General features: G+C 69.2%; 20 protein-coding genes and 1 tRNA gene. 8 read left to right on the forward strand and 13 right to left on the reverse strand.

Annotation, left to right across the window (positions count from 1 at the left end; all coding sequences use genetic code 11):
- Positions 1 to 17 precede the first annotated feature (17 nt).
- The 4 genes from D9V41_RS03185 to D9V41_RS03200 are packed head-to-tail and all read right to left on the reverse strand — an operon-like array spanning position 18 to position 5,708.
- On the reverse strand, positions 18 to 1,766 hold the full coding sequence (locus D9V41_RS03185; RefSeq protein ID WP_121793097.1) for an ABC transporter ATP-binding protein: 1,749 nt from the start codon (positions 1,764 to 1,766) through the stop codon (positions 18 to 20).
- A complete protein-coding gene (locus tag D9V41_RS03190) occupies positions 1,763 to 3,463 on the reverse strand; it encodes an ABC transporter transmembrane domain-containing protein (protein WP_121793098.1) in 1,701 nt (566 codons plus the stop codon). The genes D9V41_RS03185 and D9V41_RS03190 overlap by 4 nt, the downstream gene beginning before the upstream one ends.
- Before the next feature lie 2 nt (positions 3,464 to 3,465).
- The gene (locus D9V41_RS03195) at positions 3,466 to 3,969 is read right to left on the reverse strand and encodes a GNAT family N-acetyltransferase (protein WP_208006717.1); all 504 of its coding nucleotides are present in this window, start codon (positions 3,967 to 3,969) and stop codon (positions 3,466 to 3,468) included.
- A gap of 59 nt (positions 3,970 to 4,028) precedes the next feature.
- Positions 4,029 to 5,708: an acetolactate synthase gene (locus tag D9V41_RS03200; RefSeq protein ID WP_121793099.1), complete on the reverse strand. Its 1,680-nt coding sequence runs from the start codon at positions 5,706 to 5,708 to the stop codon at positions 4,029 to 4,031.
- A 125-nt stretch (positions 5,709 to 5,833) separates the two neighbouring features.
- Here D9V41_RS03200 and D9V41_RS03205 point away from each other — a divergent pair, with 125 nt between their 5' ends.
- Positions 5,834 to 7,237: a sensor histidine kinase gene (locus tag D9V41_RS03205; RefSeq protein WP_121793100.1), complete on the forward strand. Its 1,404-nt coding sequence runs from the start codon at positions 5,834 to 5,836 to the stop codon at positions 7,235 to 7,237.
- 58 nt (positions 7,238 to 7,295) lie between these two features.
- Here D9V41_RS03205 and D9V41_RS03210 read toward each other — a convergent pair whose 3' ends face one another.
- A complete protein-coding gene (locus D9V41_RS03210) occupies positions 7,296 to 7,547 on the reverse strand; it encodes a WhiB family transcriptional regulator (RefSeq protein WP_121793101.1) in 252 nt (83 codons plus the stop codon).
- Positions 7,548 to 7,718: 171 nt separating this feature from the next.
- Between D9V41_RS03210 and D9V41_RS03215 the strand changes: the two genes are divergently transcribed.
- From D9V41_RS03215 to D9V41_RS03225, 3 genes are all read left to right on the forward strand, one after another.
- Positions 7,719 to 8,117, forward strand: coding sequence for a hypothetical protein (locus D9V41_RS03215; protein WP_121793102.1), 399 nt, complete (start codon positions 7,719 to 7,721; stop codon positions 8,115 to 8,117).
- 122 nt (positions 8,118 to 8,239) lie between these two features.
- Positions 8,240 to 9,457 carry an NAD(P)-dependent malic enzyme gene (locus D9V41_RS03220; protein ID WP_121793103.1) on the forward strand — a complete coding sequence of 406 codons (1,218 nt, stop codon included), beginning with the start codon at positions 8,240 to 8,242 and terminating at the stop codon, positions 9,455 to 9,457.
- Positions 9,458 to 9,475: 18 nt separating this feature from the next.
- Positions 9,476 to 10,444 carry a zinc-binding dehydrogenase gene (locus tag D9V41_RS03225; RefSeq protein ID WP_121793104.1) on the forward strand — a complete coding sequence of 323 codons (969 nt, stop codon included), beginning with the start codon at positions 9,476 to 9,478 and terminating at the stop codon, positions 10,442 to 10,444.
- 473 nt (positions 10,445 to 10,917) lie between these two features.
- Here the strand turns inward: D9V41_RS03225 and D9V41_RS03235 are convergent, their stop codons facing one another.
- The 6 genes from D9V41_RS03235 to D9V41_RS03260 all read right to left on the reverse strand — a co-directional run bounded on the left by D9V41_RS03235 (position 10,918) and on the right by D9V41_RS03260 (position 17,668).
- On the reverse strand, positions 10,918 to 11,625 hold the full coding sequence (locus D9V41_RS03235) for an AAA family ATPase (protein WP_121793106.1): 708 nt from the start codon (positions 11,623 to 11,625) through the stop codon (positions 10,918 to 10,920).
- A gap of 7 nt (positions 11,626 to 11,632) precedes the next feature.
- Positions 11,633 to 11,809 carry a DUF6104 family protein gene (locus D9V41_RS17700; protein WP_166375897.1) on the reverse strand — a complete coding sequence of 59 codons (177 nt, stop codon included), beginning with the start codon at positions 11,807 to 11,809 and terminating at the stop codon, positions 11,633 to 11,635.
- An 11-nt stretch (positions 11,810 to 11,820) separates the two neighbouring features.
- Positions 11,821 to 15,630, reverse strand: coding sequence for a multifunctional oxoglutarate decarboxylase/oxoglutarate dehydrogenase thiamine pyrophosphate-binding subunit/dihydrolipoyllysine-residue succinyltransferase subunit (locus D9V41_RS03240; RefSeq protein WP_121793107.1), 3,810 nt, complete (start codon positions 15,628 to 15,630; stop codon positions 11,821 to 11,823).
- Between the two features lie 190 nt (positions 15,631 to 15,820).
- Positions 15,821 to 16,945, reverse strand: coding sequence for an OsmC family protein (locus tag D9V41_RS18575; RefSeq protein WP_279432329.1), 1,125 nt, complete (start codon positions 16,943 to 16,945; stop codon positions 15,821 to 15,823).
- Positions 16,946 to 16,979: 34 nt separating this feature from the next.
- Complete coding sequence (locus D9V41_RS03255; protein ID WP_121793108.1) at positions 16,980 to 17,387, reverse strand: VOC family protein; 408 nt, start codon at positions 17,385 to 17,387, stop codon at positions 16,980 to 16,982.
- Positions 17,384 to 17,668, reverse strand: a complete 285-nt coding sequence (locus tag D9V41_RS03260) for an ArsR/SmtB family transcription factor (RefSeq protein ID WP_208006718.1) — start codon at positions 17,666 to 17,668, stop codon at positions 17,384 to 17,386. Before D9V41_RS03260 ends, D9V41_RS03255 begins: the two co-directional genes overlap by 4 nt.
- 248 nt (positions 17,669 to 17,916) lie before the next feature.
- On the opposite strand from D9V41_RS03260, the gene D9V41_RS03265 reads away from it, so the two are divergent.
- Complete coding sequence (locus D9V41_RS03265) at positions 17,917 to 18,915, forward strand: TerC family protein (protein ID WP_121793109.1); 999 nt, start codon at positions 17,917 to 17,919, stop codon at positions 18,913 to 18,915.
- A 336-nt stretch (positions 18,916 to 19,251) separates the two neighbouring features.
- Here the strand turns inward: D9V41_RS03265 and D9V41_RS17705 are convergent, their stop codons facing one another.
- A complete protein-coding gene (locus tag D9V41_RS17705; protein WP_166375898.1) occupies positions 19,252 to 19,392 on the reverse strand; it encodes a hypothetical protein in 141 nt (46 codons plus the stop codon).
- A 335-nt stretch (positions 19,393 to 19,727) separates the two neighbouring features.
- Positions 19,728 to 19,799, reverse strand: a tRNA-Arg gene (locus D9V41_RS03270).
- A 47-nt stretch (positions 19,800 to 19,846) separates the two neighbouring features.
- Here D9V41_RS03270 and D9V41_RS03275 point away from each other — a divergent pair.
- Genes D9V41_RS03275 through lysA form a run of 3 tightly spaced genes read left to right on the forward strand, consistent with a single transcriptional unit; the run spans position 19,847 to position 23,318 of the window.
- The gene (locus D9V41_RS03275; RefSeq protein ID WP_121793110.1) at positions 19,847 to 20,236 is read left to right on the forward strand and encodes a response regulator; all 390 of its coding nucleotides are present in this window, start codon (positions 19,847 to 19,849) and stop codon (positions 20,234 to 20,236) included.
- A 20-nt stretch (positions 20,237 to 20,256) separates the two neighbouring features.
- On the forward strand, positions 20,257 to 21,921 hold the full coding sequence (gene argS / locus D9V41_RS03280; RefSeq protein ID WP_121793111.1) for an arginine--tRNA ligase: 1,665 nt from the start codon (positions 20,257 to 20,259) through the stop codon (positions 21,919 to 21,921).
- On the forward strand, positions 21,921 to 23,318 hold the full coding sequence (lysA, locus tag D9V41_RS03285; RefSeq protein ID WP_208006719.1) for a diaminopimelate decarboxylase: 1,398 nt from the start codon (positions 21,921 to 21,923) through the stop codon (positions 23,316 to 23,318). Before argS ends, lysA begins: the two co-directional genes overlap by 1 nt.
- The last annotated feature ends 111 nt before the right edge of the window (positions 23,319 to 23,429 follow it).

Here is a 23,429-nt window from a genome sequence, read left to right on the forward strand (position 1 = left end):
CGGTCACCCTACAAGGATCAGCGTGCGCTCCACGCCGACCACAGCTGCGCATAGCGGCCGGCGCGGGCCACGAGAGCGTCATGAGTGCCGTCCTCGACGATCCGACCGTGCTCCATCACCAGGATTCGATCGGCGTACCGAGCCTGGCTGAGCCGGTGCGCGACGATGAGCGCCGAGCGCCCCTCGAGGACGGCCCGCGCGGCCAGGTCGAGGTCTCGGGCGCCGCTCGAACCGGCTTCCGCCGTCGCCTCGTCCAGCACGACGATCGACGGGTCGTGGGCTGCCACCCGGGCGAGCGCGAGCTGCTGACCCTGCGCGGCCGACAGCGGATGCCCCAGGTGCCCCACCCGGGTTTGCAGGCCGTCGGGGAGTGCGGCGACCCAGCCTGCGCAGCGGGCGACACGCAGGGCGGCCCAGACGTCGTCGTCGCTCAGTTCGGGGCGGCTCATGGCCACGTTCTCGCGCACCGTGGTGGCGAAGACGTGAACCTCCTGCGACACGAGGGCGAGAGCACGACGCAGGTCGACGGACGGGATGGCCCCGTACGGGCGCCCTGCGACCGTCACCTCACCATGCGAGGGGATCACTTGGCCGGCCACGATCGACGCCAACGTGGTCTTGCCGGCGCCGGTGGACCCGACCACCGCGACGTGCTCGCCCGGAGCGATGGTCAGATCGACGTCGCGCACGACGTCGGGACCGTCACCGTAGCGGTGCGCCACGCCGGTCAGGCGAAGGACGGGCTGTCGGAGGACGACCTCCGACGAGGGTCGCGGCTCGGGCAGCTCCAGCACACCGACGAGCCGGGCGAGCGAGGCCCCGGCGGCCTGAATCTGGTCGAAGATCAGCAGCACCGCGCCGATCGGATTGAACAAGCGGTGGAAGTACAAGGCCGCGGCGGTGGCCGCTCCCACGGTGACGGCGTCGTCGCGCACGAGCAGGAAACCGGTCACGAGGACGGCGGTGAGGCCCACCCATTCGGCGAGGTTGATGCGGCCGAACAAGCGGGTCAGGAGCGCGTAGACGTCGACGGCCTGGACCAGGGCGGCGCGAGAGTGGTGGTCGATGCGCTGGAGGGCGAGGTGGTGTCGCCCGAGGGCGCGCAGCGTCGGCGCTCCGTGGATGCCGGCCATGAGCGCCTCGGCCCGCTCGCCCTGCGCAATGCGCTCGCGGCGGTAGTACGGCGCCGACCGCGGCAGGTACCAGCGCAGAGCGACGAGATAGAAGGGTCCCGCGGCGAGACCGGCGAGCGCGAGACGCCAGTCGAGGACGAGCAGGCCGAACATGGTGAAGACGATCGCGACGACGGCCCGCACGAACTCCGGCACGGCGTTGTCGAGCGATTCGCTGATCGCGCGAACGTCGTCGCCGACTCGGGACATCACGTCGCCCGTTCCCGCCTGCTCCAGCCGTTCGGCGTCCTGATGGAGCGCACGGTCGAGCACGTCCTCGCGCAGCTCCGCGAGCGCCGGATTGGCGGCCCGGGCCAGCAACGCCGCCGATGCTGCCGTCGCGGCGCCGCCCACGAGCGCCGACACCACGATCACGGCGGCGAGCGCCAGGACCTGTCCGCGAGAGCCGGTCCCGTCCTGGACGAGGTCGACGATGGTGCCGAGAACGTACGGCGGCACGACGCCACTGAGCCCGACGAGAGCGAACAGCAGCACGCTGCCCACGAGGGGCCGCCGATGACGCCGCAGCAGTCTCCACGCCCTTCGGGTCGTCGTCGCGGGATCGGCGATCGGCAAGATGGCCCGCGCCGTCATCGAGCCACCCTCCCGGCGTATTCGGGGTCGCGACGCAGCAGCTCACGATGACGAGCGCGGCCGACGACGGTGCCGTTTCTCACGACCACGACGACGTCGGCAACGTCGAGCAGGGCAGGGCTCGCCGTGAGGACGAGGGTCGCGTGGGGGCGGCGCGCTTCGCGTAGTCCCGCCGCGATCCGCTGCTCGGTGACGGCATCCACAGCGCTCGTCGGTTCGTGCAGCACGAGGACCGGGCGGTTCTCCGCCAGGGCGCGGGCCAACGTCAGCCGCTGGCGTTGGCCGCCCGACAGCGTCCCGCCGCTTGCCCGAATGCGATGGTCGAGGCCTTCAGGGTGCGCGGCGATGACGTCCGTGCCGGCCGACGCCGCGAGCAGGGCCGACAGCTGCTCCTCGGAGAGATCGCGTCGCGGATCGATCGCGTCGTGGATGCTCCCCTCGAACAGGTCCGCGTGGTGGTCGTTGACGAGCAGGGCGTCCCGTCGAGACGCGAGGGTCAGGTCATCGAGCGGATGCGGGCCGAGCAGCACGCGGCCGCGATCGGGCCGGAGCGTGCCGTGCAGGAGGCGGATGACGGCGTCGTCGGCGAGGGGAGTGTCGGCGACGAGGGCCACCAGTTCGCCCTGACGCACCTCGAGGTCGAGATCCTTCAGCGGACCCGCCGTGACCTTGTCGAACCGGAGCGTTCGTGGCGGCGCGGCAGGCGTCAGCGCCCCGCCCTCGACGAGTGCCGGAGTCTGCAGAAAACGGCTGATCCGCCGTCCGGAGGCGAGGGAAGCGGCGGCCTGCGCGGAGAGTTCGCCCAGCGCGAGGATCGGCTCGGCGAGGTACTGGGCGACGCCGACGATCGCGATGAACTGGCCGAGGGTGATCGCGTCGTCGAGAGCTCGGACGCCCGCGACCGCGGCGACGACCCCGAGGAACAGTACGCTCAGGCCGGAGCTGACGCCGGCCAGCACGCCCCAGGCCCCCGCCATCGTGATGCTCGCGCGCTGGGCGGCCCGACTGGCGACGCGGTAGCGCTGGGTCGCGGCGTCCTCGGCTCCGATGCCCTTGAGCGGCCGCAGACCCGCCATGAGATCGCTCGCCACGCCCGACGCGCGCGCGACCGTCTCCTGCTGGGCCTCGGTGCGACGCGCGACCATGGGCGCCAGCAGTTGGGTGACGGCGACGACGAGCGGCGTGCCCACCAGCACCAGCACGCCTACGACCCAGTCGGTCACGAGCAGGTACCCGCCGATCGCGAGAACGGCGACGATCGAGCCGAGCGCGAATCCGAGCTGCCGCACGACCATTCCGGTCATGTCGGCGTCGGCAGTGGCGAGGGACAGTACCTCGCCGGGCAGTTCGTCGGTGTCGGCTCCACGCGGGTCGAGCACGTGCCCGGCGATCTCCGAGCGCAGCGCATGCGACTCCTCCTGGATACTGCGCAGGCCGAGCCGTCCGCCGAAACGGTAGGAGAGGCTGAAGCCCGCCATGAGGGCAGCGAGGACGAGCAGCCAGAGCAGGAAGGCTCGCGTGTCACCGGTCGCCACGCCGTGATCGACGACCATCCCGATGACGACCGGTGTCATCGCCTCGCCCAGCTGCCACGCGATGAGCAGCGGGAAGCCGAGAAGCAGCCGGCGCCGCTGACGCCAGATCGTGCGACGCAGCATGCCCGATCCGGTGCCCGGGACAGGTGAGGACGACGACATCGCTACAGCGTGCGGCAGAACGCCAGGAGCACGAGATCAGGAGCGTCGTGCGGTACCCAGTCGCGCTCGGGCGCTCGTTGGAAACCCAGGGACTCATAGAGCCGGTGCGCCTTCGTCATCTCGGCCAGGGAGCACAACCAGACGCTGGTCAGGCCGAGCTCGCGACCACGCTGCAGGCAGGCCTCGACGAGGGCGCGCGCTGCGCCACGCCCGCGATGCTCTGGATCGACGGCGAGCGCCCGGAACTCGCCTTCGTCGTCGGCCTGCGCGACCTCGCGATGCGGTGAGCCGGGCGGGCACCACGTGACCGCTCCGAGGACCTCGTCGCCGGCCGTAGCGACGACCACGTCGTCGGCCCGGGCGGCGGTATCGGCCAGCCAGTCGCCGTAGTCGTCGCCGGGTTCCAGGTGCCCGTCGGCGACGTAGGCGGCGACGGTGAGCCGACCGGCAGCGTGAAGCTCGGCAGCGTCGGGCCGCCGCACCTCGATCGTGATCACATCGATCATCGTGGCACGGCGCCCCGACACCGCCGATGGCTGCCTCCGTTCGAGCGTGGAGGTGGTGCTCAGACGCCCATCGTGGCCCGCGGGTACTGCGCGTTGACGTCGGTCATGACGTTGACGAGATAGGGGATGCCGGACGCGAACGCGCGGTCGAGCGCCGGTCCGATCTCGCGGGGATCGGTGACCATCTCGCCGCCGCCTCCGAGCGCGGTGACCACCTGGTCGTAGCGGGTCTGCGGGGCGAGATCGGCCGCGACGTCGTAGCCGTAGAGCATCTGCATCGGTGACTTCTCCAGTCCCCACGCGGAGTTGTTGCCGACGACCATGACCACCGGCAGGTTGTGCCGCACGAGCGTGTCGACGTCGATGAGCGACATGCCGGCGGCACCGTCGCCGAACAGCACGACCACTTGACTGTCGGGCCGGGCGATCCGGGCGGCCATGGCGGCGCCCAGTCCGGCACCGAGGCACCCGTACGGGCCCGGATCGAGCCAGCCGCCCGGGCGCTTCGGCTCCACGAACTTGCCGGCGAACGACACGAAGTCGCCGCCGTCGCCGATGACCACCGCGTCGTCGGCGAGTCGCGGAAGCAGTTCGCCGTAGATCCGGGCCGGATGGATCGGGTCGGCCTCCGCGCCGAGGAGCGCCGCGTCGCGCTCGACGGCCGCGGCGACCTGCGCCTGGAGGTCGCTGGCCCACACCGTCCAATCCGGCTTGGCCGGTTGCGCCTGCAGCGCGGCGAGCAGCCCGTCGAAGACCTGGGTCAGGTCGCCGGCGACCGACGCACCGAGCTCGGCATGCGTCGACACCTGGCCGGGCGAATCGGCGATGTGCACGGTGGTGGCCGCGGGCGCGCCGTCCTTGCCACCGAACCGGCCGAAGCCGAGTCGAAAGTCCAGGGGCGTGCCGACGACGACGGCGAGGTCGCACGTGCCGAGCGCGCGCGAGCGGGCCTTGGTGACGAGCAGTTCGTGTCCGCCGGGCAGCACGCCGCGGCCCATGCCGTTGGCGATCGCGGGAACGCCGGCCTCCTCGACGAACCGTCGCGCTGCCTCTTCGGCGTGGTCGGACCAGACGTCCGAACCGAGGATGATGACCGGTCGCTCGGCACGTGCCAGCAGCGCGGCGATCTGCGTGATCCGGTCGCCGTCGGGCTCGACGGGCGTCATCGCCCCACCGGTGGACCGGTGCTCGATCGGGCCGCTGTTGAAGAACTCGTCCATCGGGATGTCGACGAACGCCGGGCCACGATGGGACGAGCCGGCGTCGGTGAACGCCTGGTCCACGACCGGTGCGATCTGTGCCAGTCTCCCCGCCGTGCGCGCGGACTTGGTGATGGTCTCGAAGATCGGCGGGTGATCCAGTTCCTGCAGCGTGCCCGCGCCCCACGTGGCCGCCGGTGCGCGCCCGCCGACCACCACGAGGGGGGACCCCGAGAAGTAGGCCTGAGCGACCGGACTGACGCCGTTGGTCACGCCCGGACCGGCAGTGAGGACCGCGAGACCGGGAGTGCGGGTCAGCTTGCCGATCGCCTCGGCGGCGAAGACCGCTGAAGGTTCGTGGCGCACGTCGATGATGGGCATGGGGTCGTCGGACTTCACGGCGGCGTCGTACATCGGGAACACGTGCGCGCCGGACAGGGTAAACATCGTCTCGACACCGTGGGCCTTGGCGATCTCGAGGGCGTGGTGGCCGCCGTGCGGGCCGCTGGGCTCGGGGAAGGCGTTCTCGTCGCTCGTCATGTGACGTAGGTTACTGGCCGGTCGCCACCGTGCCCCGCGTTCGGTGACACTCGCGCGTTCGCGCCGAGTCGTTGGGCGCGGAGTCATTCAACTCGGGGCCCGAGCGCGGGGACTAGGCTGGCGCCGTGCCCACGTTGGACGACATCGCAGATTCGCAGACGGCGCTCGGCGCTGCGGAGGTCGAGCGGCTCCAGGCACTCGTGGGCAGCTGGCAGATCATCGCCGACCTCGCCTTCTGCGATCTCGTCCTCTGGTTGCCGGACGCGGAGAAGAAGGGCCGGTGGGCGGCCGCCCAGATCCGGCCGACCACCGGGCCGACCACGCTGCTCGAGGACGTCGTGGGCACCTTCGTCCCGCGGCAGGGGTTCGCTGCGGAGGAGACCTTGCACGACGGCACCGTCGTGCTGATCGACGTCATCGAGGTCGGAGGGGCCGACGAGCCGATCGGCATCATCACGCAGCGGCGATACCGCGAAGCGCAGCGTTCGCCGAGCGCCCTCGAGCAGGCGTACCTGCAGACGAGCGGCGTGCTCGTCGAGATGGTCCGGCACGGGCAGTTCCCCGTCGGGGGCGACCGGTCCGACATCGCCGACTCGTTGCGGGTCGGGGACGGTCTGGTGCGCACGGACGCCGCGTGCACCGTGACGTACGCCAGTCCCAACGCGTTGTCGGCGTACCGCAGGCTCGGACTCGCCGGCGACCTCGTCGGCCGCGATCTCATCGCGATCACCACCGGCCTCCTGCAACGCCGGCCCACCGACCGGAGCTTCGCCACGATGTTCGGGCCCGCGGAGTCTGCGGCCGAGATCGAGGGGCGCGAAGCCTCGCTGCTGATGCGCATCATCCCGCTCACCTACGGGGGCGCCCGCGAGGGCTACCTGGTGCTGCTGCGCGACGTCACCGAGTTGCGGCTCCGCGAACGCGAACTCGTCTCGAAGGAAGCGACCATCCGCGAGATCCACCATCGGGTAAAGAACAACCTGCAGACCGTGGCGGCGCTGCTGCGCCTGCAGAGCCGCCGGCTCGACGTGCCGGAAGCGAAGGAGGCTCTGCGTGAGGCCGAGCGGCGGGTCGGGTCCATCGCGCTCGTCCACGAGACCCTCAGCCAGTCCTTCGACGAGACCGTCGCCTTCGACGACATCGCCGACACGCTGCTGCGCACGATCCCGGAGTTCGCCGACGGGGTGGAGGTACGAGCCGAACGGATCGGCTCGTTCGGGAGCATCCCCGGCGACGCGGCGACCTCATTGGCCATGGTGGTCACCGAACTCGTGCAGAACGCCGTCGAGCACGCTTTCGAGGGGCGTCGGTCCGGCCGGGTGACCGTCGCGGTCAACCGCATCCGCAACCGGCTACGGCTGCGCGTGAGCGACGACGGCAACGGGCTGCCCGCCGGTTTCGACGCCACCAGCAGTCTGGGGCTGTCGATCGTGTCGACCCTGGTCGAAGGGGAACTGGGCGGATCGCTCGCGTTCGAGCGATCTCCGGTCGGCGGAGCGACCGCCACGATCACCTTCGACGTGCACTGACCCGTCGGACACGACGAAGCCCCGGGGCCGAAAGGCACCCGGGGCTCAGCGGTTGAGGTTACGCGGTCCGAATGCGGGCCCGCGCGTTACGACGCTTCAAAGCGCGGCGCTCATCCTCGCTCAGGCCTCCCCACACTCCGTGGTCCTGACCGGATTCCAGCGCCCACTGCAGGCACTGTTCGCGGACATCGCAACGGCGGCAGACCACCTTGGCCTCCTCGATCTGCATGATCGCGGGGCCGGTGGTGCCGATGGGGAAGAAGAGCTCGGGATCCTCGTCCAGGCAGGCGGAACGGTGGCGCCAGTCCATGAGGACGCTCCTTCCCAAATGGCAGTTATCGTGGATGGAATGGGGCAGACCCCCAGGGCCCGACGGCATTCGCTGTCTACTTTCGCAAGGTTTCCCATACATGACAAGAGTTACGGGCCGATGACGGGTGTCGGTTTCCTCACACGAGAAGCGCGTCGTTACCCTGGCCCGGTGTCGGACACCTCTGCCGGTCGTCTCCTGTTGGGCATCGCCGGGCTCGTGAGCGGTCTCCAGGGTCTCGCCCTGGTGGTGCTCGCGGTCGCCGATCTCGCACATCTCGGCGACGATCGCCTCGGCCTGGGCATCGGGATCGCGGTGGTCCTCATCGTCCTGGGTGCGGGGCTCCTCGCCGCCGCAGCGGGCGTCGCACTCGCACGCCAGGGCGCCCGCGGCCCGGTGCTGGTCGCCCAGTTGATCGCGCTCGGCCTGGCGTGGAACCTGCGTGGAGCAGAGGATTCCGTGGTGACGTGGTTGCAGCCGCTTCTCGTCGTGACCGCCGTGATCGTGCTGGGTTGCCTCCTGTCCGGACCCGGGCGACGCGCCATGAGCCTGGCCATCGACGAGGAATGACGCTGTGAGAGACTGACCGCGGCTCCACCCCTTGCCTTCTCCGCGGCCCCTCAGCGCCGCACCGGCCGCCGGATCGGTGACCGCCTCCACGTTCCACGTAGACGCGTTCAAGGAAGTGCCGCATGGTCGCCCAAGACCTCACCCCACTCGAATCCGCCGACATCGACATGACGCTGCCCGATGACGAGGACCCGGTCTTCGCGTTGCACCGCGCCGGCAAGATGGCCATCTCCTCGACGGTCGAGCTGCGCGATGCCGCCGACCTCTCCCTGGCCTACACGCCGGGTGTGGCCCGAGTCTGTGAAGCGATCGCGACGGACCCGCAACTGGCCCACGAGTACACGTGGGTTTCGAACACGGTCGCCGTCGTCACCGACGGCACCGCGGTTCTGGGGCTCGGTGACATCGGCCCCGCCGCGTCCATGCCGGTGATGGAGGGCAAAGCCGTGCTGTTCAAGCAGTTCGGCGGCGTCGACGCGGTGCCGGTCGCCCTCGACACCACCGACGTCGACGAGATCGTCGAGACGATCGTGCGGCTCGCCCCGTCCTTCGGTGGGATCAACCTCGAAGACATCGCCGCGCCCCGCTGCTTCGACATCGAGCGGCGCCTCATCGAGCGGCTCGACATCCCCGTCTTCCACGACGACCAGCACGGCACCGCCGTCGTCACGCTCGCGGCGCTCATCAACGCCGCCCGCCTCACCGACCGCGATCTCGACGAGCTCAAGGTCGTGATCTCCGGGGCCGGCGCGGCCGGCGTGGCGATCGCGAAGATCCTACGGGCGGCCGGGGTGCGCAAGATCAGCGTCGTCGATCGAGCCGGTGTGCTCGTCCCGGAGCGTGACGACCTGACCGAGATCAAGCGCTGGCTCGCGGACTTCTGCGCTCCGTGGGCGTCGGCGGGCAGCTGTGCCGATGCGCTCGTGGGCGCCGACGTCTTCATCGGTGTGTCCGGCGGTACGGTGCCGGAGTCGGCGGTCGCGCAGATGGCCGACGACGCCATCGTCTTCGCGATGGCCAACCCGCACCCGGAGGTGCACCCCGACGTGGCGCGGCGCCATGCCCGCGTCGTCGCCACCGGCCGATCGGACTTCCCGAACCAGATCAACAACGTTCTGGTGTTCCCCGGCATCTTCCGCGGCGCCCTGGACGTGCGCGCGACGGCGATCTCCGAGAGCATGAAGCTCGCGGCCGCCACGGCGCTCGCCGACCTGGTGGGTGATGAGCTGCGGGAGGATTACGTCATCCCGTCGCCCTTCGATCCGCGTGTGGCGCAGGTCGTGGCGCGCGCCGTCACCGACACGGCGCGCCGCGAGGGCCTCGCCCGACGTCCGTACTGACTGTCCGACAGGAGAAGCATGTTCGCCGTCTACGCCGACGCCATCAACCCCGACGACCCCCTGAAGGGCCTCGTGGTGGGGGAGCGGCCCGAGCCGGAGGTCCCCGAGGGCTGGACCACCGTCACCGTCAAGGCCGCCTCGATCAACCACCACGACGTGTGGAGTCTGCGGGGGGTCGGTCTGCGCGAGGAGTCGCTGCCGATGATCCTCGGCTGCGACGCCGCCGGCCTGGACGAGGACGGTAACGAAGTGATCGTCCACGCGGTGATCTCCGATCCGTCGTGGAGCGGCGACGAGACCCTCGACCCTCGGCGTTCGCTGCTCTCGGAGCGGTACCCGGGCACCTTCGCCGAGAAGGTGGCGGTGCCGCGGCGCAACGTCGTGCCCAAGCCCGCCGGCTTGTCGATGGGCGAGGCCGCGTGCCTGCCCACGGCGTGGCTGACGGCCTACCGCATGCTGTTCACCCAGGCCGACCTCAATCCCGGCGACGCCGTGCTCATCCAGGGTGCGGGCGGTGGCGTGGCGACCGCAGCGATCGTGCTGGCGCGGGCAGCCGGTTTCCGCGTCTTCGCCACGAGCCGCGACGAGGACAAGCGCGCGCAAGCGCTGGAGATCGGTGCGCACGAGGCCTTCGAGTCCGGCGCTCGGCTCCCGCAGAAGGTCGACGCCGTCATCGAGACGGTGGGGGCGGCCACGTGGTCGCACTCGATCAAGTCCATGCGTCCCGGCGGCACGCTCGTCATCGCCGGCGCGACCTCCGGTGACGCTCCCAAGGCGGCCGAACTGACCCGCATCTTCTTCCAGCAGATGCGCGTTCACGGTTCGACGATGGGCACGCGGGAGGAGTTGCGGCGGCTGGCCGAGTTCCTCGCGGTCACCGAGACCCGCCCGCTCATCGACAGCGAGATCGCGATGGAGGACGCCGCACAGGGCCTCCAGCGCGTGATCGACGGCGACGTCTTCGGCAAGATCGTCCTCACCCGCTGACGAGAGTCCGGGAGCGGCCTCGATTCGGTACTCGGCTGTGGGTGGTCGAGTAGCGGCGAGTTCTGCGAGCGGCGTATCGAGACCGGGGTGGTGGTCTCGATACGGCCCTCGTTCCTCGGGCCTACTCGACCAGCTATGGGGAGTCCGGGCGTGCTCGACCAGCTGGTCGGCTGTGGGTGGTCGAGTAGCGGCGAGCTCTGCGAGCGGCGTATCGAGACCGGGTGGTGGTCTCGATACGGCCCTCGTTCCTCGGGCCTACTCGACCAGCTATGGGGAGTCCGGGCGTGCTCGACCTGCTGGTCGGCTGTGGGTGGTCGAGTAGCGGCGAGTTCTGCGAGCGGCGTATCGAGACCGGGTGGTGGTCTCGATACGGCCCTCGTTCCTCGGGCCTACTCGACCAGCTGGTCGGCTGTGGGTGGTCGAGTAGCGGCGAGCTCTGCGAGCGGCGTATCGAGACCCGGTGAGGGCGGCGTCTATTCGAGGATATGGCGCAGGTATCGCTCCGGTCGGGCGAGATACTCCTGCCAGTGCTGGACGAGTTCGAGATCTTTCCATCTCGTCTCGCGCAGACCCCACGGGCCCGTCTCCAGGAGGGTCGCGGCGGGAAGCGATGCGAGGATCGGGGAGTGCGTCGCGCACAGAATCTGCGCGCCTTCGTCGACGAGGTCGTGGAACGCCCCGAGCAGCGCGAGCGTCGACGAGAACGACAAGGCAGCCTCAGGCTCGTCGAGAACATAGAAGCCGGGTGAGGTGAAGCGCTGACGCACCACCTCGAGAAACGACTCGCCGTGGCTCATCGCGTGGAAGTTCTCGCCCCGTGCCTCGTCGGCCTGATAGGTGTACCAGCCGTGCATCGTCTCGGCCCGCAAGAAGAATCCCCACCGCGGCGCGCCGATGCCACGGTGCAGCGTCAGCGAGTCGCTGAGCGCTGACTCGCTGCGATGCGTCTGGTGATGACCCTGCGTGCTGCCGCCTTCGGGAGAGAGGCCGTAGGCGGCCGCGATCGCCTCGACGAGCGTCGACTTTCCCGAGCCGTTCTCGCCGACGAGGAACGTGACGCCGGGGCCGAGCTCGAGCCCGTGCGCGAGGAGATGGCGCACCGCGGGAATCCGGGCCGACCAGTCCGCAGGCCACGGTTCGCCGCACGTGACGCGGACGACCGGCCACTCCTCGAACGCCACCGCCGTTCTATTCGTCCTCGTCGTCGAGGCGGGCGAGCCAGGTGGCCAACCGCTCGACAGGGACCTCGAACTCCGGGTTGAGGTCGACGAAGGTCGAGAGCTGCTCGGCCAGCCACGCCAGGGAGACGTCCTCGTCTCCCCGGCGGGCGGCCAACTCTTCGATACCGCGATCGGTGAAGTACACGGCCGCTCCGATCAGGCGAAGGCGCGGTCCATCAGGTCGCGAGCCTCGGTCACGTGGACCGCGTGCGAACCCACCGCCGTGGTGCTCGACTCGGGCCGCGACACGACCGTGAACGGCAGGTCGCCGAAGGCGTCACCGAAGTGGAGCGCCATGTGCGGCCACGGGCCCTGGTTCTCCGGCTCGTCCTGCACCCAGCGGATCTCCTTGGCGCCGGTGAATCGCTCGACCTCGGCCAGCAGCTGCTCCGCCGGACGCGGGTAGAGCTGCTCGACGCGCACGATCGCCGTACGGGACTGGTCCTTCTCCCGCTTGTCACGCTCGTCCATGAGGTCGTAGGCGACTCGGCCCGAGGTCAGCAGCACGCGCTCGACCTTGCCCGGGTCGACCGTCGTGTCGCCGAGAACGGGTCGGAACTCGCCGCTGGTGAACTCCTCCGGCTGGCTCGCGGCGGCCTTGCGACGCAGCAGCTGCTTGGGCGTGAACACGATGAGCGGTCGGTGGTCGGCCTCCAGAGCCTGCTTACGCAGCAGATGGAAGTACGACGCCGGCGTCGAGGGCTGTGCGATGCGCATCTCGTCGTTCGCCGCGAGCTGCAGGAACCGCTCGATGCGACCCGACGAGTGGTCCGGGCCCTGGCCCTCGTAGCCGTGGGGGAGCAGCAGCACGACGCCGGACTTCTGGCCCCACTTGGTCTCGCCCGAGGAGATGTACTCGTCGATGACCGACTGGGCGCCGTTGACGAAGTCGCCGAACTGCGCCTCCCACATGACGAGCGCTTCGGGACGTGCCACCGAGTAGCCGTACTCGAAGCCGAGCGCGGCGTACTCGCTCAGCAGCGAGTCGTAGATGTAGAACGTGCCCTGGTCCTCGCTCACGTGCGAGAGGGGGGTCCACTCGTCCGCCGTGTGCCGGTCGATGATGACGGCGAATCGTGAGGAGAACGTTCCGCGGCGCGAGTCCTGACCGGCCAAGCGGACCGGGCGTCCCTCGAGCAGCAGCGAGCCCATCGCGATGATCTCGCCGGTGCCCCAGTCGATCGGGCCTGCGGTGATCGACTGCGCACGGCGCTGGAGCTGAGGGGCGACCTTCGGGTGGACCGTGAAGCCCTCGGGCACGTTCGTGTACGCGTCGGCGACAGCCTTGAGGACCTCCGGCGTGATCGCGGTGACGTAGCCGCTCTCGAACGGCTTCTCCGGGTACTCCGGGATCCGGGTGTAGTCCGGAAGGTCCGAGGACTCCTTGACCCGGGCGAAGTTCGCCTCGAGTCGCTTCTGGTAGTCGCTCAGCGCCTCTTCGGCCTCTTCGAGGGTGATGTCGCCACGGCCGACTAGCGCCTCGGTGTACAGCTTGCGCACCGACTTCTTGCGCTCGATCGAGTCGTACATCAGCGGCTGCGTGAAGCTCGGGTCGTCGCCCTCGTTGTGGCCGCGACGGCGGTAGCAGACCATGTCGATGACGACGTCCTTGTGGAACGTCTGGCGGTACTCGTAGGCCAGCTGCGCGACGCGGATGCAGGCCTCGGGATCGTCGCCGTTGACGTGGAACACCGGAGCCTGGATCATCCGGGCGACGTCGGTGGAGTACGTCGACGAGCGTGAGGACGAGGGGCTCGTGGTGAAGCCGACCTGGTTGTTGACGATCAGGTGGATCGTGCCGCCCGTGCGGTAACCGCGCAACTGCGAGAGGTTGAGCGTCTCGGCGACGACACCCTGCCCGGCGAACGCGGCGTCACCGTGGATGAGCACGGGGAGCACGGGGAAGGCCTCGCCCATGTTGAGGCGGTCCTGCTTGGCGCGGGTGATGCCCTCCAGGACGGGGTCGACGACCTCGAGGTGCGACGGGTTGGCGGCCACCGAGACCTTGACCTTGTCACCCTTGGAGGAGGTGAACTCGCCCTCGACACCGAGGTGGTACTTGACGTCGCCGGAGCCCTGGACCGTCCGCGGGTCGATGTTGCCCTCGAACTCGCGGAACACCTGGCCCGGGTCCTTGCCGGCGATGTTGACGAGCACGTTGAGGCGGCCGCGGTGGGCCATGCCGATGCAGACCTCGGAGAGCTTGTCCGACGCAGCCGCCGAGCAGATCTCGTCGAGCAGCGGGATCGCGGTTTCGCCGCCCTCGAGGCTGAAGCGCTTCTGACCGACGAACTTGGTCTGCAAGAACGCCTCGAAGGCCTCGGCCTGGTTGAGCTTCTGCAGGATGCGCAGCTGCTCGCTGCGCGGCGGCTTGACGTGCGGGCGTTCCAGGCGGTCCTGGAACCAGGCGCGTTCGCCCGGGTCCTGGATGTGCATGTACTCCACGCCCATGGTCCGGACGTAGGAGTCGCGCAGGATGCCGAGGATCTCGCGCAGTTTCATGAGCGGCTTGCCCGACGCCTTGCCGAACGAGCCGGTGGCGAACTCGCGGTCGAGGTCCCACAGCGTCAGGCCGTGCGAGGCGATGTCGAGATCGGGATGCGTGCGCATCTTGTACTCGATCGGGTTCGTGTCGGCCATCAGGTGGCCGCGCTCGCGGAAGGCGTGGATGAGCTCGAGCACGCGGGCCTGGCGATGGATCTCGTCGTCGTGGCTGACGGCGATGTCCCGGGCCCAGCGAATGGGCTCGTAGGGGATGCGCAGCGACCGGAAGATGTCGTCGTAGAAGTCGTCCTCGCCGAGCAGGAGCTGATGCACGCGCCGCAGGAACTCTCCGGACTGCGCGCCCTGAATGACCCGGTGGTCGTACGTCGAGGTGAGGGTCATCATCTTCGACACGGCCATCTGCCCGATGGTGTGGTCAGAAGCGCCCTGGAACTCCGGCGGGTACTCCATCGAACCGACACCGACGATGAGGCCCTGGCCGGACATGAGCCGCGGCACCGAGTGGTTGGTGCCGATGCCGCCGGGATTCGTCAGGCTCACGGTGGTGCCCTGGAAGTCCGAGACCTCCAGCTTGCCGTCACGAGCCTTCTTGACCATCGTCTCGTAGCCCTGCCAGAACTCCGCGAAGTCCATGGTCTCGGCAGCCTTGATGCTGGGAACGAGCAGCTGGCGCGAACCGTCCGGCTTCTGCAGGTCGATCGCGAGGCCGAAGTTGACGTGCTCGGGCTTGAGCTGGACCGGCTTGCCCTTCTCGTCGTATTCGAAGCCGGTGTTCATCTCCGGCATCGCCTTGATCGCCTGGACCACGGCGTAGCCGATGAGATGGGTGAACGAAACCTTGCCGCCGCGGGCGCGGGCGAGGTGGTTGTTGATGACGATGCGGTTGTCGAACAGCAGCTTGACCGGGACGGAGCGCACGCTGGTGGCGGTGGGCACCGACAGGCTCTGGTCCATGTTGGTGGCCGTCCGAGCGGCGGCGCCGCGCAGCGTGACCCGCTCGACCTCGCCCGGGCCGACCGGCTTCTTCTCCTCGGCCGCAGCCTTCTTGGTGCCGCTCTTCTTGGCCGGGGCGGCCGGCTTGGCCGGAGCCTTGGGCTCCGTCTTCTTGTCGCTGGCCGGCGTGACGACGGTGTCCTTCGCGGGCTCGCGCGTCTGGGCACGCTCACCGCTGGCGGTCTTGTCGGCCGGCTGGTTCACGGGGGCGCTGGCGGCGGCAGCGGTCTCGGCCGCCGGATCCGGCTTCGCTGCGGGCTTGGAAGACGCGGTACCGGCGGTGCCACCCCCGGCCCCGTTCTCGCCCGTGTAACCACCGCGGCGGAAGAACTCCGCCCATTCGGCGTCGACGGACGACGGGTCTTCGGTGAACCGCTCATACATATCCTCGACCAGCCATTCGTTGGCTCCGAAGTCGGGGGAGTGAGCGCCGGTGGAGTTGGACGCTGTGGTGGAGGACTCGGCCACGGCCTGAATCGCCTCTTCCGGAAGTGCTGAGAGCTTGAGTGGAGACGCCGTCAAGCCTAACGCGGTGGCGGAGAGGTCGACACTCAGGTCGGGCCGAGGATCGGCGAGCGGTGTCGCGGGTGCGACGAGCCGCGTCGACGGGGACGCCCAGCCGACGCGCTTGGCGGCGCCGGCCGGGCGTTCCAGTGGATCAAGCGGTCTCGAGGGCGGCGTCCAGCGTCATCTCGTCGACGCCTTCGAGCGCCTTGCTGACCGGGCACGTGTCCTTGGCCTCTTCGGCTGCTTCGAGGAAGCCGTTCTCATCGATGCCGTCGACCTCGCCTCGGACGCGCAGGGCGATCGCGGTGATACGGAAGCCGCCCGCCGGGTCGGGACCGAGGGTGACATCGGCCGACGTCTGGAGAGTGATCGGCGTGGCTCCGCGCTCACCGAGCAGTGCGCTGAGCTGCATCGAGTAACACGCCGAATGAGCGGCGGCGATGAGTTCCTCGGGATTGGTCGTCCCACCGCCGTCCTCCGACGATCGCTTGGGAAACGACATCTCGAAGGTGCCGAGACCCGAACTGCTCAGTTCGACCTCCCCGGAGCCGTCCTGAATTCCGCCGTCCCAGGCGGTGCGTGCGGTGCGTGTGGGCATGTCGCCTCCTCGTCGTTGGTGACCTACAGCCGACGCTAGTCGTCCAGCTCGATGACACAAGCCGAACGCGACGTCATCCTTATCTCGGACGCTCCGTGTGCGTCGGTGGTCGACGAGCACGGCGGCCAGGACGGCGCCCAGCAGGCCGAGCGCCTGGTCGAGAAGGGTGTCCTGGTAGGCCCCGTCGAGTTCGATGCCACGCCGAATGAAGGTGAACCACTCGCCGAGTTCCCACGCGATGGCCAGTACTGCCCCCAGCCCGGTGACGATCAGGGCCAGCGCCCACCTCGGCTCGACGGCGGTGCGGGCGAGGAGGAGCCCGATCCCCGAGAGCAGCAAGAACCAGGTGACCAGGTGGCTGACGTCGTCGAACCGGCCCCACGAGTCGTACAGGTCGAGTGTGTTGCCGAGGGCGTCGAAGCAGAACGACGCGACGATGAGCGCGCAGGGCCACCACGGCACGGGACCCATGTGCGGCCGGCGGCGGCGCAACAGCGTCCACGTGACCGGTGCCAGCAGCATGAGTGCGCTGTTCAGCACGAGCCGGTATCCGAACCCCTTGTTCTCGTAGCGTTCGATGCCGGGAACGAACGTCCCCACGAGCAGTTGGGCGACGGTGGCGACGAAGAGCGTCGACGCGATCCAGAAGCCGAGGCGATGGTGGAAGTCGTCGTCCATCCCGCCAGCCTGCCAGGGGGCCTCGGCCGATGGCTCAGGTGCTGGACGCCCGCTCCGGCTTCATGGCGATGATCTGGACGAGATTGCCGCACGTGTCGTCGAAGACCGCGACGACGGCGTCGCCCGCGTCCGTCGGGGGTTGGGTGAACGTCACGCCCAGCCCGGTCAGCCGCTCGTATTCGGCCTCGACGTCGTCGACCGCGAACTGCGCGAGCGGGATGCCGTCCTCCATCAACGCGTCGCGGAACGGCTTGACGGCGGGGTGGTCGGCGGGTTCGAGGAACAGCTCCGGTCCCTCAGGAGACTGCGGCGAGACGACGGTGAGCCAGAAGTCGTCGCCCACGGAGATGTCGTGACGCTTGGTGAAGCCGAGAACGTCGGTGTAGAAGGCGAGCGCGCGGCGCTGGTCGTCGACGAACAGGCTGGTGAGTTCGATCCTCATGGATCCGTCCTCTCGGGGATGGGCCACCGCCGAGTGATTTCGGCGAGCGGGGCGGGGTTGAAGTAGTGGAACTTGGAGCGCCCTCGCCGTTCGGTCATCACGAGCCCGGCCTCCTCGAGGACACCGAGGTGCTGGGAGATGGCTTGGCGGGTGAGGCTGAGCCCGTGACGCGTGGCGAGGGTGGAGCAGATCTCGAACAACGTCTGGCCGTCGCGCGACGCCAGTTCGTCCAGGACGAGGCGCCGAGTCTCGTCGTCGAGCGCGCGAAAGATCGTGACCACCATCGCACCATAGGCAAGCGACGGCTTGCCTATCAAGTGCAGTGCGGCTCCAGCCCGTGAGCGACCGCACAGCGGGTCGTCGCCGCCACGGTGAGGCTGTCCTCTAGACTGCGAAGTCCAAGGGGAGTACTCCGACACGGTCGGCTCGTCATTACGGGTGCATGCCGCATCCCGGGCCTCCGGTCCCTGGCAGCAGGGATGGGGAAGACCTTGGCGTCAATCGTCACGCCAAGTTCTCGGAGTTGCGCATGAACATCACGCCGTCCATCTGGGCCCTCACCATCGCGGTCACCATCGGGTTCTTCGTCTACGAGTTCTTCGCCCACGTCCGCCGGCCCCACGAGCCCACCATCGGCGAATCGGCCCGCTGGTCGGCGTTCTACATCGGGCTCGCCCTGCTGTTCGGAGTCGGCATCGGGGCCGTCTCCGGGTGGACCTACGGCGGCGAGTACTTCGCGGGGTACCTCACCGAGAAGGCGCTGTCGGTCGACAACCTCTTCGTCTTCCTCATCGTGATGAGCGGCTTCGCCGTGCCGAAGATCTACCAGCAGAAGGTCTTGATGATCGGCATCGTCATCGCGCTGATCCTTCGCGGCATCTTCATCGCGGTGGGCGCCGCCTTGATCGAGAACTTCTCGTGGGTCTTCTACCTCTTCGGTGCGTTGCTGCTCGTGCTGGCCTACCGACAGGCCGTCAGCCACGACGACAGCGACCCGGCGCAGGGTCGCTTCATGGGCTTCGTCCGCCGCCACTTGCCGGTGACGGACGAGTACCACGGGGACCGCCTCACCGTCCGCAAGAGCGGCCGCCGGTTCGTCACCCCGATGCTCCTCACGATCATCGCCGTCGGCTTCATCGATCTCGTCTTCGCCGTCGACTCGATCCCGGCGATCTACGGGCTGACCCAGGAGGCCTACATCGTCTTCACGGCCAACGCGTTCGCGCTCATGGGACTGCGCCAGTTGTACTTCCTCATCGGAGGTCTGCTCGAACGCCTGGTCTACCTCGCCCAAGGACTCGCCGTGATCCTCGCCTTCATCGGGGTGAAGCTGCTCATGCACGCGCTGCACGTCAACGAACTGCCGTTCATCAACGGCGGCGAGCCGCTGCTCTGGGTCCCCGAGGTGCCGATCTGGCTCTCGCTGCTGTTCATCGGCGCGACGATCGCTGTGGCGACCGTCGCGAGCCTTCGCAAGACGCGCAACGACCGGAATCGCCTCGACGTGCACACCCCAGACGAGCGTTGATGACGAGTCACCGCAGCCCGAAAGCGTCAGCATCGGCTGACAGGTGCGGTGACATCATCCAATGAGGGACGGCCTCGCCCGAAGGGTTGCCCTCGAGCCGTCATCGCGGGCGTGTTCGCCGCCGCCAAGACGGTCCTCGCATCGATACGGCGCAGCGCGGAGGTGTCGACCCGCTCCCGGAACGAGCACGCGAAGTCGTGCAGCAGTCGATGGGCGCCGACGCTCAGACGACTGCGATCTGCCGAGTCCGCAGCGCCGGGTTCAACGCGCGAGACCTCGCGAACTGCGCGCGGACAGGCATCGAGCTGGTCGACCCCTGGGATGCGTGCTTCTCCCTCACCGCGGGCGACCGCGGTCGCGGCGGGCCTTGACCTGGTCGACGGCCTGCCTGAGCCGCGCTTGGTTCTCCGGCTTGCGAGCCTGGTCGTAGACCAGCTTGGCGATGCCGAGCGCTCCGGCCTTCTTGAAAATCCCCATAGTTGCACGCTAGTGGCGCGCGGCCGTGGGCGCTCGTTCGATGCTTCCTCGGCGCCCCGGCAGTCTGGTCGTCACTGCTCTGCTTGTCGAGCACCAGAGACGCTCGGACGTCGCCACCCGATACGGGGCGTCCACCGCTCGTGGGTCGACAAGGTCGAAGCCCGCTATGCAGCCGAGCGAGACGCTGCGCTGGGGCCCACCGTCAAGGCGACCGAAGACCTCACCTCAGAGAGCTCAACGTCGACACCGGCCGCGACGACCAACCCCAGAAAAACACGATCCGAACCCACTTCCGTAGGTTCGGACCTTGCAGATGTCCTGAGGCATCACATGGGTGCCCCCGGCAGGATTCGAACCTGCGCTCCCGCCTCCGGAGGGCGGTGCTCTATCCCCTGAGCTACGGGGGCCGATATCGCGTCAGCGAGCCTACCGCATGCTCCGCTAGCGTGGTGCCGTGGCCACCGTGCTCGTCGTCGACGACACCCCGTCGATCCGCTTCCTCATCCGCACCAACCTGGAGTTGGCCGGCCATCGGGTGATCGAGGCGTTCGACGGCCAGGACTCGCTGGACATGCTCGCCGCGTGCGATCCGCTGCCCGATGCGGTGACGATGGACATGATGATGCCGCGGATGGACGGCGTGACCGCCGTGGAGCGTATCCGTGCTGACGAGCGGTGCCGCGGACTGGGCATCGTGATGGTCACGACCCAGGGCCAGCACTACGACGTCGCGCGCGCCGGACGCGCCGGGGTCGACGCCTATGTCACCAAGCCGTTCCATCCTGATGCGCTCGTCGCCACGATCGAGCGCGTCATCGCCGACCGACGGGCCGAGCGCGGGTGACCCGTCGGTAGGCTGGGACGGTGACTCCCGACCAGCTTTCCGCGGCGATCGTCGCCGCCTTGCAGTCCCTCGTCGACGACTCCTCGCTCACGCTGAGCGACGGCGTCCCCGCCTCTGTGCGCGTCGAGCGACCCAAGGTCAAGGAGCACGGCGACTACGCCACCAACGTCGCGATGCAGTTGACCAAGAAGGCGGGCCGTCCGCCGCGCGAGATCGCCGAACTGCTCGCCGACCGGCTCAGCGCGTCCGACGGCATCGCCGGCGCCGAAGTCGCGGGACCTGGCTTCCTCAACATCCGGGTGGCGGCCGGGGCGCAAGGCGACGTCGCACGGCACGTGCTCGAGGCCGGCGAGGCCTACGGGCACGCGAACGAGTCGACGGGCCGCCGGATCAACCTCGAGTTCATCAGCGCCAACCCCACCGGCCCGCTGCACCTGGGCCACACCCGGTGGGCCGCCGTCGGCGACGCGCTCTCGCGGGTCCTTCGCGCCGCCGGTAACGAGGTGATCAACGAGTTCTACATCAACGACCGCGGCTCGCAGATGGACAAGTTCGGCGCCTCGCTGCGCGCCCGGGCTCTCGGCCAGGAGCCCCCCGAGGACGGCTACCACGGCGCGTACGTCGCCGACCTCGCCGATCAGGTCGTCACGGCGCATCCGGGAATCCTCGAGCTGCCTGAGGACGAGCAGCTGCTGGCGTTCCGCGAGGAGGGCTACGCGATGCAGCTCGCCGAGCAGCGCAGCGAGCTCGAGGAGTTCCGCACCGTCTTCGACGTGTGGTTCTCCGAGCGGTCTCTGCACGAGTCCGACGCCGTGGAACACGGCATGAAGCGACTGCGCGAGCAGGGTCGGCTGTTCGAGGACGGCGGCGCGACGTGGATGCGCACGACGGACTTCGGTGACGACAAGGACCGCGTGCTCGTCCGCTCCAACGGCGAGCTCACCTACTTCGCCTCGGACACCGCGTACTACGTCAACAAGCGCGAGCGCGGCTTCGACCAGTGCCTCTACCTGCTCGGCGCCGACCATCACGGCTACGTGGGACGGTTGTCGGCGATGGCCGCGTGCGTGGGCGACACGCCCGGCGAGCAGATCGAGATCCTCATCGGTCAGCTGGTCAAGATCCTCGCCAACGGGCAGGAGCTCAAGTTGAGCAAGCGCGCCGGCACGATCGTGTCGCTGCGCGAGCTCATCGATCTCATCGGCGTCGATGCGCTGAGGTACACGCTCATCCGCTACCCGGCCGACTCGCCGCTGACTCTCGACGTCGCCGAGATGACGCGCAAGAGCAACGACAACCCGGTCTACTACGTCCAATACGCGCACGCCCGGCTCGCCTCCATCGTGCGCAACGCCGCGGACCTCGGACTGAAGTCCGAGCTGGCCGCGTTCGATCCCTCGCAACTCTCGACGGAGCGCGAGGGCGATCTGCTGCGCTCGCTCGCGGAGTTCCCGCGCGTGGTCGCCCAAGCCGCCGAGCTGCGCGAGCCGCACCGGATCGCGCGGTATCTCGAGGACACGGCCTCGGCGTTCCACAAGTTCTACGACACCTGCCGAGTGCTGCCGCAGGGCGACGAGGAGACCAACGACGTCCACCGCGCCCGCCTCGTCCTCGTCGCGGCGACGCGGCAGGTCGTCGCCAACGGCTTGACGATGCTCGGCGTCTCGGCCCCCGATCGGATGTGATGATGCGCGCACATGAAGCAGGCGCCCTGCACGGGCAGGCCGGAGACCGAGGCCCCGCGTGGCTGCGGTACCCCGAGGACGTCAACGCCCTGGTGCCCTCGCTGTGGGCCGAGAACGTCGCCAAGAGCGACGGCGTGGTCACTGTCGCGGGGGTCCGCGTCGACGAACTCGCCCGCGAGTTCGGTACGCCGCTGTACGTCCTCGACGAGGAGGACTTCCGTCATCGCGCCCGCGCGTTCCGCGACGCGTTCGCCGGGGCCGACGTGTACTACGCGGGCAAGGCCTTCTTGTCGGTGGCCGCCGCTCGGTGGATCGCCGAGGAGGGGCTCAGCCTCGATGTCTGCACGGGCGGCGAGCTGGCGGTCGCGCTGCGCGCGGAGTTCCCGCCCGAGCGCATCGGCATGCATGGCAACAACAAGTCCGTCGCCGAACTGCGGCGTGCGCTCGAGGTCGGTGTCGGCCGGATCATCGTCGACTCCTTCGAGGAGATCGCCAGGCTCGGTGCCCTCGCGACGGAGTTGGGGGTACGGGCACCGGTGATGGTGCGCGTCACCGCCGGCGTCGAGGCGCACACGCACGAGTACATCTCGACCTCGCACGAGGACCAGAAGTTCGGCTTCTCGATCGCCGGCGGCGACGCGATGGAAGCCGTGCGCCAGATCCTGGCCGATGACGGTATCGACTTCCTCGGCCTGCACTCGCACATCGGGTCGCAGATCTTCGTCACCGACGGTTTCGAGGTCGCCGCGCGTCGGGTGCTGCGGCTGCACGCCCAGATCGCGCGCGAGTTCTCAGTGGTCGCGCCCGAACTCGACCTGGGCGGCGGCTTCGGCATCGCCTACACGACGCAGGACGACCCCAGCAGTCCGGAGACGCTCGCGCGCGGGATGCGCGAGATCGTCGAGGGGGAGTGTGCGGCGCTCGGCGTCGAGGTTCCGCGCCTGTCGATCGAGCCGGGACGCGCGATCGCGGGTCCCTCGACCTTCACGCTCTACGAGATCGGCACGACGAAGCGAGTCGCGCTCGACGGTGGCGGTGCGCGGCACTACGTCGCCGTCGACGGCGGCATGAGCGACAACATCCGCCCCGCGCTGTACAGCGCGGACTACTCGTGCACGCTCGCGTCGCGTGAGTCGACCGCCGAGCCGGTGCTCAGCCGGGTGGTCGGCAAGCACTGCGAGAGCGGCGACATCGTCGTGAAGGACGAGTACCTGCCCGCCGACGTCGCGCCGGGGGATCTGCTCGCGGTCCCCGGTACCGGCGCGTACTGCCGTTCACTCGCCAACAACTACAACCACGTGCCGCGTCCGGCCGTCGTCGCCGTGCGCGACGGCGAGGCGCGTCTGCTGCTGCGCCGCGAGACCGAGGACGACCTCCTCGCCCTCGACCTCGGCTGAACTCCGCAGGACCCGAAACGAGGGAGCGCATCGAGACCACGACGCAACGTGGCCTCGATACGGCCTCCGCAGAGCTCCGGCCTACTCGACCACCTACGGGCGGGTTAGGTG

Source organism: Aeromicrobium phragmitis, assembly GCF_003674095.1.
Lineage (GTDB): Bacteria > Actinomycetota > Actinomycetes > Propionibacteriales > Nocardioidaceae > Aeromicrobium > Aeromicrobium phragmitis.

Bases quoted from the DNA above. Each gene is read 5' to 3' on its own strand.
- D9V41_RS03185 (WP_121793097.1), bottom strand. From the start codon at position 1,766: ATGACGGCGCGGGCCATCTTGCCGATCGCCGATCCCGCGACGACGACC.
- D9V41_RS03190 (WP_121793098.1), bottom strand. From the start codon at position 3,463: ATGTCGTCGTCCTCACCTGTCCCGGGCACCGGATCGGGCATGCTGCGT.
- D9V41_RS03195 (WP_208006717.1), bottom strand. From the start codon at position 3,969: ATGATCGATGTGATCACGATCGAGGTGCGGCGGCCCGACGCTGCCGAG.
- D9V41_RS03200 (WP_121793099.1), bottom strand. From the start codon at position 5,708: ATGACGAGCGACGAGAACGCCTTCCCCGAGCCCAGCGGCCCGCACGGC.
- D9V41_RS03210 (WP_121793101.1), bottom strand. From the start codon at position 7,547: ATGGACTGGCGCCACCGTTCCGCCTGCCTGGACGAGGATCCCGAGCTC.
- D9V41_RS03220 (WP_121793103.1), top strand. From the start codon at position 8,240: ATGGTCGCCCAAGACCTCACCCCACTCGAATCCGCCGACATCGACATG.
- D9V41_RS03225 (WP_121793104.1), top strand. From the start codon at position 9,476: ATGTTCGCCGTCTACGCCGACGCCATCAACCCCGACGACCCCCTGAAG.
- D9V41_RS18575 (WP_279432329.1), bottom strand. From the start codon at position 16,945: ATGGACGACGACTTCCACCATCGCCTCGGCTTCTGGATCGCGTCGACG.
- D9V41_RS03255 (WP_121793108.1), bottom strand. From the start codon at position 17,387: ATGAGGATCGAACTCACCAGCCTGTTCGTCGACGACCAGCGCCGCGCG.
- D9V41_RS03265 (WP_121793109.1), top strand. From the start codon at position 17,917: ATGAACATCACGCCGTCCATCTGGGCCCTCACCATCGCGGTCACCATC.
- D9V41_RS17705 (WP_166375898.1), bottom strand. From the start codon at position 19,392: ATGGGGATTTTCAAGAAGGCCGGAGCGCTCGGCATCGCCAAGCTGGTC.
- lysA (WP_208006719.1), top strand. From the start codon at position 21,921: ATGATGCGCGCACATGAAGCAGGCGCCCTGCACGGGCAGGCCGGAGAC.